The sequence below is a fragment of the Rubrivivax sp. A210 genome (assembly GCF_904426505.1).
Classification (GTDB): domain Bacteria; phylum Pseudomonadota; class Gammaproteobacteria; order Burkholderiales; family Burkholderiaceae_C; genus Rubrivivax.
In genome coordinates, this window is sequence record NZ_CAJGBN010000008.1 from 1 (window position 1) to 19,504 (window position 19,504).

The window sequence follows — 19,504 nt, forward strand, 5'->3', positions numbered from 1 at the left end:
TTCCCTACACGACCCCCTTCCGATATCGGCGTCCGGCGAGATCACGGGGGAAGGGGTCACGCTCGACGGGGCCGGCTGGTTGCGCCTCGGGGCCGGCGCCGCGGGGTGTCTGGGGGCCGCCGCACCGCCGCCCGGCCGCGTTGTCGATGCCGCCGTGTCGCCGCCCGCGCCGCCGCGCACGCTGGCCTCGGTGCCGGTGGCGACGTCGCCCTGGGCCATGTCCAGCGCCCGGTGGCGCACGATGCGCGGCGTGATCGACAGGATGACTTCGGTCTTGGCCTTGGTCGTGCTGTCGGTGCCGAACAGCTTGGACAGCACCGGCAGCTGGCCGATGCCCGGGATGCGGTTGCCGGTGCCGCGCTCGTTGTCGCTGATGAGGCCGGCCAGCACCTGGGTCTCGCCGTCGCGCAGGCGCAGCGCGGTCTGGGCGCTGCGGGTGCCGATCTGGTAGGCCAGCGAACCCTGGGGTCCCGAGATCTCGCGCACGATGTTGCTGACCTCGAGGTTGATGCGGATGCCGACCTCGGATTCGGCATAGACCTGGGGCTCGACCTCGAGCTTGAGGCCGACGTCGATGTACTGCACCGAGCCGGTGACGACCGGCGCGCCCGACTGCACCGGCGTCACGGTGTTGACGATCACCGGCACCTTGTCGCCGATCAGGATCTTGGCCTTCTCGCGGCTGCGCGCCCGCAGCCGCGGGCTGGCCAGCAGGTTGGCGTCGAGGTCGCGCAGCTTCAGATTCAGGCCCACCGCCAGCCCCGGGCTCAGGATCAGGTCGTTGCCGCTGAGCGCGCGCAGCGCACCCACGGTGGCGCCGGTGGCCGAGGGCGTGCTGAGGGTGGCGCCGGTGGGCCAGCTGATGCCCAGCTCGGTGAGGCGCTCGCGCGAGACCTCGAGGATCTCGACCTCGAGCATGACCTCGGGCTCCACGCTTTCCTGCGAGGCGATGATGCGCTGCGCCACGTCCAGCGTCTCCAGCGTCTCGCGCAGCACGATGGCGTTGGCGCGCTCGTCGACCACCACGTCCTTCACCTTCAGCAGCGTGCGCAGCACGTTCTGCACATGCTTGGCGTCGGCATTGCTGAGCAGGAAAGTGCGCAGGTGCAGATCCTGGTACTCGCGCATCTTCTGCGCCGTGGCCGGGTAGATCAGCACCGAGTTGGCCGTCAGCATGCGCCGCGCCAGCTGGTTCTGCACCAGCAGCAGGTCGATGGCTTCCTCCAGCGGCACATTGGTGACGAAGATGGTGGTGCGCAGATCGGCCTTGACCTCCTTGTCGAAGACGATGTTGATGCCGGTGCTGCGCGACAGCGCCTCGAACACCTGCTTGAGCCCGGCCTCGCGGAACTGCAGCGACACCGGCTTGGCCATCGGCGATTCGGCGCGGCGGCGCTGTTCGGCTTCGCGCTGCTGGCGCGTCTCCTGCTCGGCTATGCGCTGCATCAGCTGCACCGCGGCCAGGTCGGAGCCGTCGGCACGCATCAGCTCCTGGGCGATCTGGCGCGCCGCGGCGTAGTCCTGCTTCTCGAGCAGCTTCTCGGCCTGCTGCTTGTGCTCGCCGCGCTGGCGATGGGCCTGCACCGCCAGCACGCCGCGCTGGGCGCCGACATGGCTGGGCTGCCATTCCAGCATCTCGCGGTAGACGGCCAGCGCCGCGTCGTGCTCGCCCTTGGCGAGCAGGCCCTCGGCGCGCGTGCCCTGGCTGCTCATCCAGCCATTGAGTTCGCGCAGATAGGCCAGGCGCAGGCGCGCATTGGTCGGTTCGAGCTGATGGCCCTGGCGCAGCAGGCTCAGGCCTTTGAGGCCCTGGCCGGATTCGATCAGCTGCAGGCCCTCATCGTGCAGGCGGGTGGCGGCGCAGCCGGCCAGCGTGGCCGCCAGCAGCCAGGCCGCGACGGTCATCCAGAGGCGCTTGCGCGGCGGGGTCAGGGCTAGAGTGGGATGGTTCATTCAGCCCCCAGGCGGGACGGTGGCAAGGGTGAATTCAATCCGTCGCTGCTCGGGCAGGACGGTGACGACGACTTTCTGGGCATTGACGGTGTCGATCCTGAAGCGGCCGTCTATCAGGTCGCCCACATGGGCCAGCACCAGGCGGTCGGCGATGGTGAAGTAGACCTGCGGCGCCGGCGATTCAGTCTTCACCACGCCTAGCAGCTGCAGCGGCGGGACCGCGGGCGGGGCCGGTGGCTGGGCCTTCGCCGGCGCCGCTGCCGGCGGGGGCGGTGGTGGCGGTGCGGGCGCGGCGGCCGGCGGCGGCGGCGGCGCCCAGGCCTTGTCCATCAGGCCGCGGCCGCTGTCGGGGTCCACCGGCGCGCGCCCCTGGGCCTGCAACGCGGGGGCCAGCGCGCCCGCTGCGGCAGGCGACGCGCTGCCGCCGTTGGCGGGGCGGGTCGGCTCCACCAGCTCGGCCGGCGCGCCGGCTTCGGGCGCGTCGCCCAGCACCACCCACAGCAGCGTGGCGGCCAGCGCCGCCCACCAGATCGGGCTTACCTTGGGCATCACGGTGCCCTCCGGTGGTAGAGCACGATGCCCAGACGGGCCTCGGACTGGTCGGACTCGATCTCGCTGCGCGCCCACGAGGCGCCGCTGATGGCCGCGTTGGGCAGGCGGTTGAGCAGATCGACGATGAGCGCACGCCAGGCCTCGTAGCCCTGGCGGCCCTCGAGCGTGATCTCCAGGCGCTCGATGCCGGGCGAGCGTGCCTCGAGCACGCGGTAGCGGGTGGGCATGTCCTGCAGGCCGCGTGTACGCATCGCCGCCATCAGCTGGGCGATGTCGTCGGGCCGCTGCGCCAGCGGTGGCAGGCGCTCCAGCTGGCTGGCGGCGAGCCCGGCCGCGGTCGGCGCCGGTGCGGGGCGCGGCTGGCCGGCGCTGCGCAAAGCCTGCTGCAGGCGCGCCTGTTCGTCGGCCAGCGTGGCCAGGCGGGCCAGGCCGGCGGCCAGCAGCAGGGCCGCGGCCAGTGCCAGGGCCAGCGCCACCAGCCCGGGCAGGCCCAGGCGCTGGCGCCAGCGCCAGCCGGCGTGGCGCAGGCCGGCCAGGATCTGGGGAGCGGAGAGGCGTGCGGCCATGGCTCAGGGCTCCTGGCGCTGCCAGCGCGCCGACAGACGGAACTGCACCGGCAGCCGCAGTGCCCGGTCTGGCACTTCGTGCGACAGCAGCTGCACGTCGGCGAGCACGCGGCCGTCGCCCAGGCTGCGGGCGTAGGCCAGCGCCGCCTCGGGGCTGGCGGCGCTGCCGCCGATCAGCAGATGGCCCGTGCGGGCGTCGGGTTCGAGCTGGGTCAGCGCCACGTCGCGCCGGTTGTGTCCGGCCAGGTGCTCGAGCAGCGGCCCCCAGCCGACGCCCAGCTCGAGCGCGGTCTGGCTGGCGTCGCTCTCGACCAGCGGGTCCAGCGGCGCCGTGGCCACCGCACTGGCGCGCGGCCGCGCCTGCCGTGCCAGTGCAGCATTCAGGCGCGCTGACTCGGCTTCCTGCTGCTGCCACTGCAGGCCCACCGAGGTGGCCGCCACCAGCAGCACGGTGGCCAGCAGCACCGCTGCCCAGGCCCAAGCGCCCCAAGGCGGCCGGGCGACGAAGTCCAGGCCTTGCGGCAGGCGGGCTGTGCGCGGCAAGGGCCTGCCGCCGGCCTTGGGCTGGCGTGCAGGCTTCATGCCGATGCTCCGAGCAGCTGGCGTGCGTCCTGCCAGCCTTCGAGCGGGGGCCCGCCGGCGTGGGCGGCGGCCCAGCACAGGCCTTCCAGCGGCGGCAGGCCGTGGAAGCGGCCCAGCGCCAGCGCGCGCTGGTGCAGTGCCGCATCAAAGGGCCGCAGCTCGTTGACCATGGCGATCCAGCTGTCGCCGCTGCGGCAGGCCAGCAGCACGCCGCTGCCATGGGCCAGGGCCAGCACGGCGTCGCGCGGCCAGCGGGCGGCGGGCCGCAGGAAGCGCTGCGCCGCCGGCGCCAGTGCGGCCAGCGTGAGCCCGGCCTCGGCGGCGGTCTCGACCAGGCGCTGGCGCAAGGCCGCCGGCAGGGCGGCCACCCAGAGCGAGCGGCCGTCGGGCTGCGTCAGTGCACACAGGGCCAGCTCGGACGCAGGCTGCCCCAGTGCCTGGGTGAAGAAGCCGGCTGCGGCGTCGGCCACGGCGCGTGCGCTCATGGACTGGAAGTCGCCGCGCAGGCAGACGTGGTGGACCCAGGCATCGTCGATCTCGATGGCCAGGCTGCGCGGCCAAGGCAGCGCCTCGCGGCCGAGTTCGTCGCGTGCCAGCACCAGCGCCTCGCGCAGCGCGTCGGCGCAGCCGGCGCGGGTGGGCACGCCGGGCAGGTCGAGCCGCCACAGCGTGCGCGCGGCTCGCCAAGGCAGGCGGCTGGCCAACTGCAGTTGCAGGCCCAGCGGGCCCAGGCGGGCCTCAAGCCGCGTCGTCCAGCGAGCTGACACGGTTGATCTCCTCCAGCGTGGTCAGGCCCTCGGCGACGAGGTCCAGGGCGGTGTCGCGCAGCGCGCGCATGCCCAGCTTGCGGGCGGCGGTGCGGATGGTGCGCAGCGGCGCGCGCTGGCTGATGAGCCCGCGCATCTCGTCGTCGATGCTGAGGGTTTCGACCACCGCGCGGCGTTGCTTGAAGCCGGTGCCGCGGCAGTGGGCGCAGCCCAGGCCGTGCATCAGCTGCTTGCCTTCCAGCCAGCCGGGCGGCAGGCTGCTCACGTCCAGCAGGGTGGCGTCGGGCACCAGCGGCACGGCGCACTCGGGGCAGTTCAGGCGCACCAGGCGCTGCGCCAGCACGCCGTTGAGCGCGGCGGCCAGGTTGTAGGCATCGGTGCCCATCGATGTGAGCCGGCCCACGACGTCGATGACGTTGTTGGCGTGGACGGTGGCGAAGACCTGGTGGCCGGTGAGCGCCGCCTGCACTGCGATGGTGGCGGTCTCGGCGTCGCGGATCTCGCCGACCATGATCTTGTCCGGGTCGTGACGCAGGATCGAGCGCAGGCCGCGTGCAAAGGTCAGGCCCTTGGCCTCGTTGACCGGAATCTGCAGCACGCCCTTGAGCTCGTACTCGACCGGATCCTCGACGGTGACGATCTTCTCGAGGCCGTTGTTGATTTCCTGCAGCAGCGCGTACAGCGTGGTGGTCTTGCCGCTGCCGGTGGGGCCGGTGACCAGGAACAGGCCATGGGGCCGCGCCGCCATGCGCCGCGCAAAGGCAGCGTCGCGCGGCTCCAGGCCCAGGGTCTCGATGCTCAACGTCTCGCGCCCGGCCGACAGCGCGCGCCGGTCCAGCACGCGCAGCACCGCGTCCTCGCCGTGCAGGTTGGGCATGATGGACACGCGCAGCGCGATGCTGCGGTCGCCGAGCGCCACCGCCAGGCGGCCGTCCTGCGGCACGCGCTGCTCGGCGATGTCGAGTTCCGACAGCACCTTCAGGCGCGAGATGAACTGCGCCGCCGCCGCCTTGCCGTCGACGCGGTTGATGGTGTTGAGCACGCCGTCGAGGCGGTAGCGCACGGTCAGGCCGTCGGCGTCGGTCTCGATGTGGATGTCGCTGGCGTCGACGTTGAGGGCGTCGATCAGGGTGCCGTTGACCAGGCGCACGATGGGGCTGTCGGCCGCATACAGGTCGGCCATGGTCAGCGACAGGCCGGACTCGCCGCGCTTGGCTTCGGCCCCAGGCGTGGCGGCGGCGCTGACGCGCACGTCGCGCTCGCGCCGGCGCAGGTAGGCCGTGAGCACATCGCGGCCGGCCACGACCCAGCTCACCGGCGTGCGCGGATGCAGGAACAGGCGCTGCTCGATCCACAGCCGCAGCGATTCGTTCAGCGGGTCGGCCACCACGATCAGGCAGGGCCCGTCGGGCGGATTGAAGGCCAGGCACTGGCGCCCGCTGGCCTCGACGAAGGGCACGAGCTCGAGGTCGAGGTGGGCGCCCAGGGCCTCGAGGGCCTCGGGCGCCAGCCAGTCCAGGCCCAGCGCCTGCGCCAGGCGCTGGCCGGCGGCATCGGCGTCGTCGCCCAGCGCATCGAGATAGGAGCCGCGGCCGGCCTGGCGCGCACGCTGGCGCGCCGCGTCGACGGCGGCGTGGTCGGGCAGGCTGCTCGCGGACGGCGGCGGGGGAAGGTCTTCAGGGGCGCCCATGTGCGGTCTATTCGATGGCCGTGGCCAGTTCGAGGATGGGCATGTACATCAGCACCACGATGCCGCCCACCACGAGGCCGATGAACAGCATCAGCAGCGGCTCGAACAAGCGCGTGGCCCAGTCGATGCGGCGCGAGACCTCGATGTCCATCAGCATCGCGACGCGCTGGAACTGCTGGCCCAGGGTGCCGCTGCGCTGGCCGACCTCGACGAGGCGGATTACCAGGTCATCGTCGATGCCCTCGGCGCCCAGCGCCCCGGCCACGTCCTGGCCGGCCGACAGGCGCGCGACGACGCCGCGCATGCGCTCGCGGTTGACTTCGTCCAGCGTGTCGCTGGCGAGTTCGATGGCGCGCACCACCGTCAGGCCTCCGCGCAGCAGCAGCGCCGCACTGTTGAAGAAGCGCGCCAGGTGGTATTCGTGCAGCGTGCGGCCCCAGGCCGGAATGCGCGCCAGCAGGCGGCCGACGAGAGCGCGCCCGCGGGCGGTACCAAAGGCCAGGCCGGGCAGGGCAGCCACCGCCAGCAGCAGCACCAGGGTCAGGGCGCCGCCGCGGTGCATCACCGCCGACAACTCCATCAGCACGCGGCTGCCGCCGGAGATCTTCATGTCGGCCTGCAGCACCATCTCGGCAAAGCGCGGCATGACGTAGGTGAGGAGGAAGCCGATCACCAGCAGGCCGACCGAGACCACGACGGCCGGGTACAGCGCCGAACCCAGCACGCGCCGCCGCATCGCCTGCTGCGCCCGCATGTCGCTGCTGTAGCGGCTCAGGCTCTCGCCCAGGTTGGAGGTGCGCTCGGCGCTCTGCACCAGCGCCACCAGCACGTCACCGAAGACCTGGCGGTGGCGCCCGAGTGCGGCCGAGAGGCTGAGGCCTTCGCGCAGCGCGCGGTCGAGTTCCTGTACCAGCCGGGCCAGCGCCGGCGAGGCGGCACGCTGGCCCAGCGTGTGCAGCGCGTCGAGCACCGGCAGCCCGGCCTCGAGCAGCGCCGCCAGGCTTTCGGCAAACAGCGCCGGGTCTATGCGTCCGCCGCGCGCCACACGCGTGGCCGGCTCGGCGCGCTCGGGTGTACCGATCACGCCGTGTTCGTCTACCGCCGGCAGGGGACGCTGCCCGTTCATCGGGACACCAGGTCGGCGTTGTCGCCGCTGCCCCCCGGCAGCCCGTCGGCGCCGAGGCTGTAGACACGGTATTCACGCCCGTCGCTGCCCGGCCGCTCGTAGCCATAGGGCCGGCCCCAGGGATCGGCCGGAAGAGCCCGCTTGAGGTAGGGGCCGCGCCACGGCGTGGCACCGGCCGGCGCGGTGTGCAGCGCGGCCAGGCCTTGCTCGGAGCTGGGGTAGTGGCGCGCATCCATGCGGTACTGGTCGAGCGCCTTTTCAAGCAACTCGATCTGGGCCCGGGCCGCCTGCGCATGGGCGCCCGAGTGGCGCTCCAGGAAACGCGGCGCAACGACGCCGGCCAGCAGGCTGAGGATGGCGAACACGATCAATAGCTCGAAGAGGGTGAAGCCGCGGCTCATGGCGACAGGGTTGATGCGCAGGTTCCGGCGGCTGGCGGGGTCAGGCCCGGCCGGGAAGGGGCGGGACTCGCGTCCATCCCGGCGCCGGCAGCGGGTGCCGCCGTCCGGACCATTCCGGGCGCCTGCACCGTTAGCCGGTCTGACGATCAAGGACGATACGGCATGCGCGAGGCCTTTCGGCGGCGGCCTTCGTGGAATTGGCCACCGCTGCGGCCGTTTCCTGGCCCTGCGGCCCGCGGCGCGGGCCGAGGCGGCGCGGGCTCAGGCGGCCAGCAGGGGCCGTGCGGAGCGCGTCTGCCACTCGGCCTCGGGCGCGGCGTCGCCCAGGCACAACAGGCGGTCGGCCTCGCCGACGATGGCGCAGGCGAGGCGATGCTGTTGCTCGGGCGCCAGGGCTGCGCCATCGCACAGTGCTGTGGCGGCCTCGCGGATGGCGTCCAGGCTCTGGCGTTGCTCGCGCGCCAGCGCGGCGGTCAGCGCATTGCGCAGGGCCTGGGTCTCGGCCGCCTCGCGCAGCCGCGCCGCACCGTGCAGGGTGTCGGCGCGGTCCAGTGCCGCGGCCATGCGGTCACACAGGTCCTGGGCATTGCCGCGGGCGCGCTCGTCGGCAAGCGCAGGGTCGGCGAACTGGACCAGGGCCGCGCCGAAGGCGGTCTGACGGCGCTGTATCGGCAGCAGCCAGCAGTCGCGCCCGGCATGCCGGGCCGTGCCCTTGCCCATCGGCAGTTGCTGGCGTGCGCATTGGCGCAGCAGTGCACGCTCTTCGTCGTCGGCGTTGCCGAACCAGATCTCGCGCGAGCCGGCCTCGCTTGCCGCTTCGGCGTAGAGCAGCAGGCCGACCGAGGCGCCGCCCAGCGAGGCCAGGGCCCCCTGCAGATGGGCGCCGCGGGCGCGCGGATCCTCGACTTCCTGCAGCGACTCGCCAAGCGCCCGCAGACGCTCGGACTGCTGGGCTTGCCGGCGCAGGCTGTCGGCCAGGCGGCGCAGATGCCCCATTGCCAGGCTCGCGGTCCAGATCATCGCCAGCATCAGGGCCAAGGTCAGGGCGTGGCGGGAGGGCGCCGCTGCAATCTGTTCGCGTGGTGCTACGAAGAGTTGGTCGAAGGCCAGCACGGCCAGGGTGCCGGCGACGACCGAAATCCGGGTCGGTTGCCAGTACGCCGCCAGCAGCAACGCAAACACGAAGGCCAGGACCTGGGTGCTGCGGTCGAACGGCCAGTCCAGGGCTGCCGCGGCCGACCAGGCCGCCAACCAGGCGACGGGCGCGATCCAGGGCCGCAGGCGCTGCAGCAGCCGGTGGCCGGGCCCGGACGGATCCAGGCCATCCAACGGATGGGGCAGGGTGGAGGCCGGCGGTGACGGGTGCTTGGACATCGGATGGGTTGTTCTTGAGGCAGGGTGCAGGCTGGGGTGGCTGGCAGGGAGCCGGCCTCAGCGTGCGCCGCAGGCTGTCAGCGTTCGAATCGGCGCGCGCCCAGCAGCACCGCGACCCCCATCAAGGCCAGGGCCGATGACGGTGCGTCGGGTGCGGCCGGCAGATGCGACGCTTCGGCGGCGGGTTCGGCCTGGCTCACGGCGGGCGAAACGGCCGCCGCCGGCGCTGGCGCTGGCGCCGAGGCAGCCTGGGCGCAGCCGATGGACAGGGCTGTCAAGGCGGTGCAGCAGGAGAGGCGGATGACGCTGTTCATGGGATTTCGGCGGGCGGATTCCTGAGGGGCTGTCCAAGCAAATGCAAGAGCCGGACCAGACCCAGGTCCGACCGCCGCGGCAGCCCCTGACACCGGGCTGTCACAGGCGCAACGGCGCACGCCCAGCGGTCCGGGGCCTGCGCCCGCCAGCGCCGGTTTGGTGGAATTGACCCGCGGACCTGGGGCAAATTGCCCAATAGTTCGCACCACCGGGAGTCCGGCCTGCGGCCCGACCCGCAGGCCAGCGGCTAACCTCGGCCGGCCCTGTCACGCCCCCTTGCCGTTGTGCCCTGACGGCTGCGGCGGCGAGTCCGGCGCTTCCCCCAGAACTCCCTTGCCGCCCCATCCATGAGTCGAACACCCCGAGCCGCCCCTCTACGCCTGCTGCGCTGGTTCGCCGGGCTCGGTGGTGCGGTGATCGCGCTCATCGGCCTGGCCAATGCGTGGGTGATCTCGAGCTTCCTGACCTGGCAGCTGCTCGAGCGCGAGGCGGCGGTGTCGGCCGAGTTCGTGCAGAACATTCTCTCGTCCGACGGCTCGCTGGGCTATCTGGTCGACCAGAACTCGGATCAGTTGCGCGAGCGCTTCCTCGGCTCGGTGCTGCACCTCACCAATCTGAAGGGCGTGCTGCGCGCCAACGTCTACGGCGTCGACCGCCGCGTGCTGTGGTCCAGCGATGCCCAGCTGATCGGCAAGCGCTTTGGCGAGAACGACGAGCTCGACCGCGCGATGGCGGGCGAGCTGGTCGTCGAAGGTGGCCGCCTCAAGGACGACGACCTGAGCAAGCGCGAACACGAGGGCCTGTCGCCCGCGGCGGCCTTCTTTGTCGAGACCTACATCCCGGTGCAACTGCCCGGCGGCGCGAACGTCGATGGCGTCGTCGAGCTCTACAAGGCGCCGCAGGCCCTGACCGCGGCCATCCACGAGGGGCAACGCTGGGTTGCGATGTCGGCGACGGCCGGGGCGCTGGTGCTCTATCTCAGCCTGTTCTGGCTGGTGCGGCGGGCCGACCACACGCTGCGCCGCCAGCACGAGCAGTTGCGTGACGCCGAGACCATGGCTGCAATGGCCGAGCTGGCGGCCTCGGTGGCGCACAACATCCGCAATCCGCTGGCCTCGATACGCTCGTCGGCCGAGCTGAGCCTGGACGCACCGGGCGAGCAAAGCAGCGAGCACGCCGCCGACATCCTGATCCAGGTCGACCGCATCTCGACCCGCATCAACGAACTGCTGCGGCTGTCGAGCACGGGCGAGGGCAATGTACGTCTGGTCGACGTGGCCGACCTGCTGCGCGACTGCGTGGCCGATCACCAGAGCACCTTCCAGCAGCGGCGTCAGGTGCTGGTGTTCGAGAACGCGGCCTCCCAGACCCACGCCAGCACCGACCCGCAACTGCTCAAGCAGGTGCTGCAAAGCCTGCTGTCCAACGCCTCCGAGGCGATGGGCAGCGACAAGGCCTGCCAGGTGGTGTTGCTGGGCGAGGCGCCCGGGCCACTGCTGATCGAGGTGCGCGACGCCGGCCCGGGGCTGGAGCCGGCCCAGGTGGAAAAGATCTTCCGCCCCTTCTTCACCACCAAGCCCCAGGGCCTGGGCCTGGGCCTGACCCTGGCCCGGCGCATCGTTGACCGCCTGGGCGGCAGTCTGGGCCTGGACAGCCGGCCCGGCGAGGGCACCACCGTGCGCATCAAACTGCCCCGATCCTGAACCATGACTCACATCCTGATCGTCGACGACGAGGCCACCTTCGCGCGCAATGCCGCGCTCTATCTGGCACGCACCGGCAATGAAGTCGCCGTGGCCGGAACGGCCGCCGAAGGGCGGGCGCTCTATGCCGAGAAGCCGCCGGACATCGTGGTGCTGGACTACCGGCTGCCCGACGCCACCGGCCTGGAGATGATCGAGTTCATCCGCAACACCGACAAGACCGTGCCCATCGTGCTGATCACCGGGCACGGCAGCATCGAGCTGGCGGTGGAGGCGATGAAGGCCGGCGCCAATGACCTGCTGACCAAGCCGGTCTCGCTGGCCGAACTGCGCAGCCGCGTCGAACTGCTGGCGCAGCGCCAGCGCGAGTCCAGCCGCCTCAACTACTTCGAGTCGCGCGAGCGCGAGGCCAGCCACGAGATCCTGGGCAACTCGCCCGAGATGCAGGCCCTGCTGCAGCGCATCGACCGCATCGCCTCGATCGACGGCGGCGGCCAGGGCATGCTGCCGCCCATCCTGATCACCGGCGAGACCGGCACCGGCAAGGAACTGGTGGCGCGGGCCTGCCATTACCGCAGCGCGCGGCGGCAGCGTCCCTTCATCGAGATCAATTGCGCCGCCCTGCCGGCCACGCTGTTGGAGACCGAGCTCTTCGGCCACGAACGCGGTGCGTTCACCGATGCCAAGCAGCGCAAGCTGGGCCTGCTCGAGGCCGCCGACGGCGGCACGCTCTTCCTCGACGAGATCGGCGACATGGACCTGGCGCTGCAGGCCAAGCTGCTGAAGATCATCGAGGACGGGCGCTTCCGCCGCATCGGCTCGGTGCAGGAGCAGCAGGTCCAGGTCCGCATCGTCGCGGCCACCAACCAGGATCTCGAGGCCCGCGTCGCACAGGGCGTGTTCCGCGCCGACCTCTATTTCCGCCTGCGCGTGCTGCAGCTGATGGTGCCGCCGCTGCGCCAGCGCGCCGGCGACGCCTTGCTGTTGGCACGCCATTTCTGCCAGACCTTCGCCCAGCGCTACCGCCGCGAGGGCACGCGCCTGGGCGCCGCCGCCGAGGCGGCCATTGCCCGCCACGGCTGGCCTGGCAATGTGCGCGAGTTGCGCAACCTGATCGAGCAGGCAGTGATGCTGGCGGCCGCCAACGAGATCGTGCCGGCCGAGCTGATGCTGCCCGACGGCGGTGTTCCGGCCGCTCTGTCTGTGCCAGTCGAGGATGGCGGCAATGGCGGGGGCGGGAGCGGCTCGTCGCTGGACCGTGTCGAGCGCGAGATGCTGGTCAACGCCATGCGCGAGGCACAGCAGAACGTCTCACGCGCGGCGCGACAGCTCGGCATCAGCCGCGACACCTTGCGCTACCGGCTCGAGAAGCACGGCCTGCGCGTCTGAGCCTCAGGCCTGCAGGACATAGTCGCCCGGCGCCGGGCCCAGCGGCGGGTAGGCGGCACTGCCCAGCATGCGCGGCGCCTTGACGCGCGCCCCGCTGCGCGGCGCCAGCCAGGCACCCCAGTGCGGCCACCACGAGCCGGATCGGCGCTCGGCGCCGGCCAGCCAGGCCTCGGGCGCGGGCGGCAGCGCCTGCCCGGTGAAGTGCTCGGTGCGCGGCAGCCGCGGCGGGCGCAGGATGCTTTGCACATGGCCGCTGTTGCTGAGCACGAAGCTGTGGCTGCCGCGGAAATGCCGCGCCGCGCGGTAGACACCCTGCCAGGGCATCAGGTAGTCCTCGCTGCCGGCGACGAAATAGCCGTCCACCTGCAGGCGGCGGAAGTCGATGGCGCAGCCGCCGATGCTCAGCGCGCCGGGGCATTCGAAGACCCGGCGGTCGACCATGTCGACGAAATCGCGGTGCAGCGCGGCGGGCAGGCGGGTGGAATCGTTGTCCCAATGCAGCACGTCCAGCGGCGGCGGCTGGCGCCCCATCAGGTAGTTGTTGACCCAGTAGTTCCAGACCAGGTCGTTCGGGCGCAGCCAGGCGAACAACCGCGCCAGTTCGGCGCCGTCCATGCTGCCGCGCTGGGCCGACCAGGCCACGCTGGCGCGCATGGTGTCGCGCGAGGCCAGGCTTTCGAGCACCGAGCCATTGCCGGCCAGCGGCGCTGTCACCAGCATCGAGTGGTGGGCCACCGGGCGCTGGCGCTGCATCGCCAGCAGGCCCATGGCGGCGATGGCGGTGAGGCCGCCGGCGCAGGCGCTGATCAGGCCCAGCGTGGCCGAGCGCGTGATCGAGCGCACCACCTCCACCGCCTGCAGCGTGGCCTGCACATAGGCGGTCAAGCCGGCGTCGCGCAGCGCCGCGTCGGGGTTGCGCCAGCTGATGGTGAAGACCTGGAAGCCCTGTGCGAGAAGCCAGCCGAAGACGCTGTTCTCGGGCCGCAGGTCGAAGACATAGAACTTGTTGATCTGTGGCGGCACCATCAGCAGCGGCCTGCGGTGTACGGTGGCCGCGGCCGGCGCGTACTGCAGCAACTCGAACAGCGGATGGCGGTAGACCACGGCGCCGGGCGTGGTGGCGAGGTCGATGCCCACCTTGAAGGCATCGGGCCTGATCTGCTGCGGCATGCCGCCGTGGTGTACGGCGTCGTGCGCCCAGGCCTTGAGGCCCTGCACCGCGCTCGCGCCCACGGTGACCTCGGCGCGCTTGAGCGCCGCGGGGTTGAGCGGCAGATTCGAGGGTGCCAGCGCCGCCACCAGCTGATCCAGCACGAACTGCACGCGCTTGCGGTCTTCGCAGCCGAAGTGCTGGCCGGCCGCCCAGGCGCCCAGGGTCTGCTGCCAGGCCAGGTAGACCTGCACCAGCATGCGGTGGACCGGGCTGGTGCGCCACAGCGGATCCTTGAAGCGGCGGTCGGCCGGGTCGGGCTCGAGCTCGCTTTCCTGGCGCGCCGCCTGCAGCACCAGGGCGGCGAAGCGCGCGTAATGCTGCGACAGCGATTGCGGATCGTCGAGCACGCGCGCCAGCATCAGGCGCAGCGTGTGCAGCAGGCCGGAGCTGGACAGGCCGCTTTCCGCGGCCGTGGCGGCCTCATCGGCGGTGTCGCCGGCCCCGACCGGGCCGAAGTGTTCGTCACGCAGCCAGTCGACGAAGCCGGCCACTTCGCCCAGCAGGCGCTGCAGGCGTTCGGCGCCGGGTTCGCGTGCCTGGGCGTCTTGCGGCGCCGCTGCCGACGCGTCCATCGCGCCCTGGGGCCGCGCCGCGTTCAGCGTTTGGCGCGCGCCGTGCGCGGGGCGCTGGTTGATGCCTCGGGCGCCTCGGGTGCGTCGGTGGCCGTCGATGGCGGCGCGGCGTCCGGTGCGCCACCCCCTTCGGCGGCCAGGCGGCGCACGATGAAGGGCACGCCCTGGGCCGCCAGGCCTGGGGCGACCACGGTGCCGGGGTGGTCGCGCTCGGCCTCGAGCTTGTCGTCGATGGGCACGACGATGCGCACGATGGTGCCCTTGCCGGCATCCAGCGAGAAACGCGCCGGGTCGAGCCGCACACGCTCGTCGCCGAGTTCGCCCTGCACCAGCAGATGAACCTGGATGGGCTTGTCGCCGGGGTTGTTGATGGCGAAGGCGGCGTTGGCAAGGTCGCCGCTGCGGCCGGCGATGAGCAACGGCGCCCGCGCCGGAGCCGTGGCCGGCGGCGGTGCCGGCGCGTCGTCGCGCGTGAGCACCTCGCCGGCGTCCTTGAGGTAGTCCTTGGACAGGTGCAGCAGGGTTGAGGTGTAGCGCAGGTTCAGCTCCACCGCGCCCTTGAGCAGGTCGGTCACCCGGCTCATTTGACGACCCCCACGGCGACGCCGCCGGGCACGCGCGCCGGTGCACCGGGGCAGGGCCGCGCGATGTAGAAATGGTCATACCAATGCAGCACGTAGTCGGGCTTGTCGTCGACGATGACCTCGTGGCAGCAGGGCTTGCTCTTGGCCACTTCGTCGATGCTCCAGCGCAGGTAGTGGTTGCGGCAGCCGCGCACCCAGATCAGGGCTTCGTGGTCTATGCAGCGGCAGTCTTCTGCGCCCTTGTTGTCGCGCGGCACGCTGAAGGTGGCGGTGACGGCGATGCGCTCCTTCGGTCCCAGCACCGCACCGGCCTGCGAGAAGCTCACGTTGGCGGCCGACTTGCCACTGGCCACGAACTGGTAGCTGTGCGGCCGGAAATCGTGGTTGGTGACGACCAGGCAGACCGTGCCCTTGTCGCCGGGTGCCAGCTGGCAGCTGATCTCGCCCAGCGGCAGCGGCATCCAGCAGGGTTCGGGGATCTCGCAGCCGCAGCCGCCCTTGGGCAGTCGCATCGCACCGGCCCGGTCCATGGCCGCGCTGCCGGCGCTGCCAAGCAGGCGCACCAGTTCCTTGCCCAGCAGCAGCTGCGCATGGAAGAGCGACCTGATGCCGTCCTCGATGCCGCTGTCGGTGCAGCCATTGCCCGTCTTGCAGTCCTTCATGCCTTTGCTCCTGTGCTGCGCCCGTCATCTGCGCGGCGCTTGCTCACCGCCACCTCGACCGCGATGCCGTGGCCGGCCATCTCCAGCACCCCGTGGTAGCCGTGGCCGGGCACGAGCTTCTCGCCCAGCCGGGCCTCGAGTTCGAGCACGCGACGCTCACCCACCGCCAGCGGGCCTGCGCCCTGGCGCACGCGCAGCTTGAGCAGGCCGCCGTGGGCCTCGCGCAGCTTGCTGAAGGCGTGGCCGACGATTTTGTTCACGTCGTGGCTGTCGAGGTTGTAGACCGAGGCCATCGCGGCCTCGATGCCGTCGTCGTCAAAGAGGCCGGCCACCAGCACCGGGCCTATCTCTACGGGCACGTTGCCGCGGTTCTCGAGAAGCAGGGCCGCGCAGGCGCTGGCGCCGGCCGCGGCCGTCAGGCGCAGGGCCGACGGTGTGACGCGCAGCCGCGGCCGTGCTTGCACATCGACGCTGGCGCACTGGCTCTTGCCGCCGGCCAGCGCCAGCGTGATGTCGTAGCGGCCGGGTGGGGTGTCGGGCGGCAGGCGCAGGCGCGCACGCGCCGGGTCGCCGCCGCGCCGCAGCGCGGGCCGGGCACGCCGGGGCTGCAGCGCCTCGGGCAGTTGCACGCCTTCCACCTGGGCCCATTGGCGCGCGTCAACGCCGGCCAGGCGCAGCCGCCCCGGCGGGCCCATGAAGCGCGGTGTGGCCGGCGCGCCCTTGTCCTGCTCAGCCACGGTCCAGCTCCGCGACCAGGCGGTCCAGCGTCTGCAGGTCGGGCTGGGGTTGCAGCACCGCCGCCGGGCGTGCCTCGCAGGGGTTGGGGGCATAGGGCTCGGTGATCACCTGGCCCTGGCCGCACAGGCGCACGCACAGCAGTTCGGAGCCCAGCACGCTGAGGCCGACGCGGTAATCCAGCGGCAGGTGTACGCGCACCGAGGGGATTTCCTTGACGCGCAGCGAGAAGTCGATGGGCTTGATCTCGATAGGCGCCAGGTCCAGGTGCATGGACAGCGGCTCGACCTTGGTCGCAATGCTGTAGCTGGTGGGGATGCCGGAGATGTCGAGATCGACACCCAGGTCGATGCCGAAATCGAAGCTCGAAGGGATCTTGACGCTCATGCCGACCTCGCGAGGGTGCGCGGGTCAGGGGCCGGCGCGGCCCCGGACCGCCCGCTCCGGCAGGGGTACCGGAACGGGCGCAGTCTAGGCCTGCGTTCCTGGCGCGGCCCTCCCTAGAACCGCGGGCCGCGTAAGCAGGCGCGTCAGCCGCGCAGCACCGCCGTTGCACGCAGGCGGCCGACCGCGATGCCGCGCCAGTTGCCGAGGCCGACATCGCTGAGTCCGCGCATGAAGCTGGCATCGCTCTCTTCCAGCGGCAGCAGGCGCTCGATGATGGCGGCCAGCGCCACTTCGCAAGCGCGCGCCGTGTTGCCGTCGTCCATCTTGATGGCCACGCCCAGGCCCAGTTCGGGGATCGCGGCGCAATGCACGCCCTCGGCGCCCACCTTGCAGAAGACGCGTGTGCCCAGCCGCTCCATCAGCCGGGTGTCGAAGCGTCCGCTGCCGGCCACCATGTGGGGCGCCGCGGCCACCGCCGCACGCAGGCGAGTCGCGGCCCGCGCGTGCTCGGCCGACAGTCCGACGCCGGTGGCCACGCGGGCGAAGGCCAGGGCCAGCTGGCGCAAGGGGATGGCATGGGCGGGGATGCTGCAGCCGTCGGTGCCGACCGGCATGCGCGCCAGGTCGCAGCCGGTGGCGGCCTGCAGCGCCGCCGTCACCTCGCGCATCACCGGGTGCCCGGGCCCGACATAGCCGCGCAGGAAGGCGCGGCGGTCACCGCCCTGCGCCCCCTTTTCGGCCATCAGGCAGCCCAGGCAGACGAAGCCCGCATGCTTGCCCGAGCAGTTGTTGTGCAGCGCGCTCGGCGCCTGGCCGGCGGCGGCCAGAGCCTTGAGCGAGCCGTCGTGATAAGGCCAGTGCGCGCCGCATTCCAGCGCCGCGGCGTCGACGCCGGCCTTGGCCAGCATGGCCGCCGCAGTGGCGGCATGGCGGGGCTCGCCGCCATGGCTGGCGCAGGCCAGCGCCAGCTCTTCGTTGGTCAGGCCATAGCGTTCGGCGGCGCCGCTGGCCACCAGGGGCAGGGCCTGCAGCACCTTGACGGCCGAGCGCGGGAAGATGGGGCGGGCTATGTCGCCCAGTTGCGTGTGCACGGCGCCGTCGGCGTCGACGATGGCCAGGGCGCCGCGGTGGACCGATTCGACGGCGCCGCCGCGCAGCGCCTCGACGAGGATGGGATGGGCTGTCATGGGGTCGACTCTAGCCGGCGGCGCCCGCGGCAGAATCGGCACATGCCCCTGACCGCCCTGCTGCTCGTGCTGCTGGCCGCCCTGGCCCACGCGAGCTGGAATATCGCGGCCAAGCGCGCCGGTGGCGACCACCGCTTCACCCTACTGACCAGCCTGCTGACGGTGGTGGTGTGGCTGCCGGCCGGGCTGTGGTTCGGCGTGCAGGAACTGCCGCGCTGGGGCGGGCTGGAATGGGGTGTGGTGGTGGCCAGCGCGGTGGTTCACCTGCTGTACTTCAATGCCCTGCTCACCGGCTACCGCGTCGGTGACCTGACCGTGGTGTATCCGCTGGCGCGTGGCAGCGGGCCGCTGATGACGGCGACGGCCGCGGTGCTGCTGCTGGGCGAGACGCTCGGCGCCGTGGGCCTGGCCGGCGTCCTGGGCGTTTGCGTGGGCGTGTTCCTGATTGCCGGTGGCCCGGCGCTGTGGCGGGGCGCACACGATCCGGCCCAGCGCGCCCGCACCCTGGCCGGGATCCGCTGGGGGCTCATCACCGGCACGCTGATCGCCGGCTATTCGGTGATCGACGGCTATGCCATCAAGGTGCTGGTGATCGGCCCGGTGATCTTCGACTACATGTGCAACCTCTTGCGCCTGCCGCTGCAACTGCCGCTGTTCTGGCGTGACCGTGCCGGCTTCACCTCGGCCTGGCCGCGGCAGTGGAGGCACGCGCTGGCGGTGGCCGTTCTGGGTCCGCTGGGCTACATCCTGGTGCTGTCTGCGCTGCAGCTGGCACCGCTGTCGCATGTGGCGCCGGCACGCGAGGTGTCGATGCTGGTGGCCGCCGTGCTGGGGGGGCGCCTGCTGGGTGAGGGCGACCGTGGCCCGCGCCTGCTGGGCGCGGCCTGCATCGCTGGCGGCGTGATGGCGCTGGCGGTCGGATGAAACTGCTCGGCGTCGACTTCAGCAGCGCGCCGAGCCGGCGCAAGCCCATCGTCGTGGCGCTGGGCAGTTTCGACGGCCGCCTGTTGCGCCTGACGGGCCTGCAGGTGCTGCCGTCCATGGCCGGCTTCGAGGCCTTGCTGGCCGAGCCCGGTCCCTGGCTGGGCGCTTTCGACTTCCCGTTCGGCCTGCCGCGAGAATTCGTGCAGTCGCTGGGCCTGGGCGACAGCGCCGCCGCGGTGAGCGCCGAGTTGCACCGCCGCGCACCCACGCGCATGGCGCTGCGGGAAATCATCGACGCCTGGGGCAACACGCGCCCTGCAGGGCAGCGCCTGCTGCATCGCGCCACCGATACGGCCCTGCCCGGCGTGCGCTCCACCAGCCCGCTGCAGACGCGCTATGTGCCGGTGGGCTTCATGTATTACGAGGGCTTTTCGCGCCTGCTGGCCGCGGGCTTGGACCTGCCGGGCCTGCAGGCCGGCGACGCGGCGCGCACCGCGCTCGAAGGCTATCCGGGCCTGCTGGCCCATGAGCTGGTCGGGCGCCGTTCCTACAAGAACAGCGCCGCGCCCGACCGCCTGATTGCACGCAAGGACATGGTCGATGCGCTGGAACAGGGGCGCACGCGGCTGGCGCTGCGGCTCAAGCTCAGCCACGCCCAGCGCGAGGCCCTGGCCGACGATGGCAGTGGCGACCGCCTCGACGCCGTGCTCTGCCTGGCCCAGGCCGCCTGGGCCAGCCGGCAACCGCGCTGGGGTCTGCCCGAGCGCATCGATCCGGTCGAGGGCTGCATCGTCGGCGCCCAAGGCTGAGGCGCCGGCTTGC

General features: G+C 72.1%; 20 protein-coding genes. 4 read left to right on the forward strand and 16 right to left on the reverse strand.

Features of this window, described 5'->3' with window-relative positions; genetic code table 11:
• The 10 genes from JMV16_RS07000 to JMV16_RS07045 all read right to left on the reverse strand — a co-directional run.
• Nucleotides 1-1,953: secretin and TonB N-terminal domain-containing protein (locus JMV16_RS07000; RefSeq protein WP_201493493.1), on the reverse strand; the 1,953-nt coding region annotated here is incomplete at its 3' end.
• Nucleotides 1,954-2,505: a hypothetical protein gene (locus JMV16_RS07005; protein ID WP_201493495.1), complete on the reverse strand. Its 552-nt coding sequence runs from the start codon at nt 2,503-2,505 to the stop codon at nt 1,954-1,956. It abuts the gene before it with no gap.
• Nucleotides 2,502-3,071, reverse strand: coding sequence for a hypothetical protein (locus JMV16_RS07010; protein WP_201493496.1), 570 nt, complete (start codon nt 3,069-3,071; stop codon nt 2,502-2,504). Before JMV16_RS07010 ends, JMV16_RS07005 begins: the two co-directional genes overlap by 4 nt.
• A 3-nt stretch (nt 3,072-3,074) precedes the next feature.
• Nucleotides 3,075-3,653 (reverse strand): hypothetical protein, encoded by a 579-nt coding sequence (locus tag JMV16_RS07015; RefSeq protein WP_201493497.1) that lies wholly within the window; start codon nt 3,651-3,653, stop codon nt 3,075-3,077.
• Nucleotides 3,650-4,420, reverse strand: a complete 771-nt coding sequence (locus JMV16_RS07020; RefSeq protein WP_201493498.1) for a hypothetical protein — start codon at nt 4,418-4,420, stop codon at nt 3,650-3,652. Before JMV16_RS07020 ends, JMV16_RS07015 begins: the two co-directional genes overlap by 4 nt.
• Nucleotides 4,392-6,110: a GspE/PulE family protein gene (locus tag JMV16_RS07025; RefSeq protein ID WP_201493499.1), complete on the reverse strand. Its 1,719-nt coding sequence runs from the start codon at nt 6,108-6,110 to the stop codon at nt 4,392-4,394. The genes JMV16_RS07020 and JMV16_RS07025 overlap by 29 nt, the downstream gene beginning before the upstream one ends.
• Nucleotides 6,111-6,117: 7 nt before the next feature.
• Nucleotides 6,118-7,236, reverse strand: coding sequence for a type II secretion system F family protein (locus JMV16_RS07030; protein ID WP_201493500.1), 1,119 nt, complete (start codon nt 7,234-7,236; stop codon nt 6,118-6,120).
• Nucleotides 7,233-7,637 carry a type II secretion system major pseudopilin GspG gene (gene gspG / locus JMV16_RS07035; protein WP_201493501.1) on the reverse strand — a complete coding sequence of 135 codons (405 nt, stop codon included), beginning with the start codon at nt 7,635-7,637 and terminating at the stop codon, nt 7,233-7,235. The genes JMV16_RS07030 and gspG overlap by 4 nt, the downstream gene beginning before the upstream one ends.
• Before the next feature lie 261 nt (nt 7,638-7,898).
• The gene (locus JMV16_RS07040) at nt 7,899-9,011 is read right to left on the reverse strand and encodes a DUF4118 domain-containing protein (protein WP_201493503.1); all 1,113 of its coding nucleotides are present in this window, start codon (nt 9,009-9,011) and stop codon (nt 7,899-7,901) included.
• Between the two features lie 77 nt (nt 9,012-9,088).
• Nucleotides 9,089-9,325: a hypothetical protein gene (locus tag JMV16_RS07045; RefSeq protein ID WP_201493505.1), complete on the reverse strand. Its 237-nt coding sequence runs from the start codon at nt 9,323-9,325 to the stop codon at nt 9,089-9,091.
• A gap of 348 nt (nt 9,326-9,673) precedes the next feature.
• On the opposite strand from JMV16_RS07045, the gene JMV16_RS07050 reads away from it, so the two are divergent.
• A complete protein-coding gene (locus tag JMV16_RS07050) occupies nt 9,674-11,029 on the forward strand; it encodes a sensor histidine kinase (protein WP_201493506.1) in 1,356 nt (451 codons plus the stop codon).
• A 3-nt stretch (nt 11,030-11,032) separates the two neighbouring features.
• A complete protein-coding gene (locus tag JMV16_RS07055; protein WP_201493507.1) occupies nt 11,033-12,418 on the forward strand; it encodes a sigma-54-dependent transcriptional regulator in 1,386 nt (461 codons plus the stop codon).
• A 3-nt stretch (nt 12,419-12,421) separates the two neighbouring features.
• On the opposite strand, the gene JMV16_RS07060 is transcribed toward JMV16_RS07055, so the two are convergent.
• The 6 genes from JMV16_RS07060 to JMV16_RS07085 form a co-directional block, all read right to left on the reverse strand.
• Complete coding sequence (locus JMV16_RS07060; RefSeq protein ID WP_201493508.1) at nt 12,422-14,203, reverse strand: class II poly(R)-hydroxyalkanoic acid synthase; 1,782 nt, start codon at nt 14,201-14,203, stop codon at nt 12,422-12,424.
• Between the two features lie 23 nt (nt 14,204-14,226).
• Nucleotides 14,227-14,787 (reverse strand): hypothetical protein, encoded by a 561-nt coding sequence (locus JMV16_RS07065; RefSeq protein WP_201493509.1) that lies wholly within the window; start codon nt 14,785-14,787, stop codon nt 14,227-14,229.
• Nucleotides 14,784-15,449, reverse strand: coding sequence for a hypothetical protein (locus tag JMV16_RS07070; RefSeq protein ID WP_201493510.1), 666 nt, complete (start codon nt 15,447-15,449; stop codon nt 14,784-14,786). The genes JMV16_RS07065 and JMV16_RS07070 overlap by 4 nt, the downstream gene beginning before the upstream one ends.
• On the reverse strand, nt 15,446-16,186 hold the full coding sequence (locus JMV16_RS07075) for a hypothetical protein (RefSeq protein ID WP_201493511.1): 741 nt from the start codon (nt 16,184-16,186) through the stop codon (nt 15,446-15,448). Before JMV16_RS07075 ends, JMV16_RS07070 begins: the two co-directional genes overlap by 4 nt.
• Entirely contained in the window at nt 16,179-16,571 is a 393-nt protein-coding gene (locus JMV16_RS07080; RefSeq protein WP_201493512.1) for a hypothetical protein, read from the reverse strand. Before JMV16_RS07080 ends, JMV16_RS07075 begins: the two co-directional genes overlap by 8 nt.
• A 143-nt stretch (nt 16,572-16,714) precedes the next feature.
• Nucleotides 16,715-17,758 carry an asparaginase gene (locus JMV16_RS07085; RefSeq protein WP_201493514.1) on the reverse strand — a complete coding sequence of 348 codons (1,044 nt, stop codon included), beginning with the start codon at nt 17,756-17,758 and terminating at the stop codon, nt 16,715-16,717.
• Between the two features lie 42 nt (nt 17,759-17,800).
• Between JMV16_RS07085 and JMV16_RS07090 the strand changes: the two genes are divergently transcribed.
• Together JMV16_RS07090 and JMV16_RS07095 are read left to right on the forward strand one after the other, a co-directional pair.
• Nucleotides 17,801-18,682 carry a DMT family transporter gene (locus tag JMV16_RS07090; protein ID WP_201493516.1) on the forward strand — a complete coding sequence of 294 codons (882 nt, stop codon included), beginning with the start codon at nt 17,801-17,803 and terminating at the stop codon, nt 18,680-18,682.
• Nucleotides 18,679-19,491, forward strand: a complete 813-nt coding sequence (locus JMV16_RS07095; protein ID WP_201493518.1) for a DUF429 domain-containing protein — start codon at nt 18,679-18,681, stop codon at nt 19,489-19,491. Before JMV16_RS07090 ends, JMV16_RS07095 begins: the two co-directional genes overlap by 4 nt.
• The last annotated feature ends 13 nt before the right edge of the window (nt 19,492-19,504 follow it).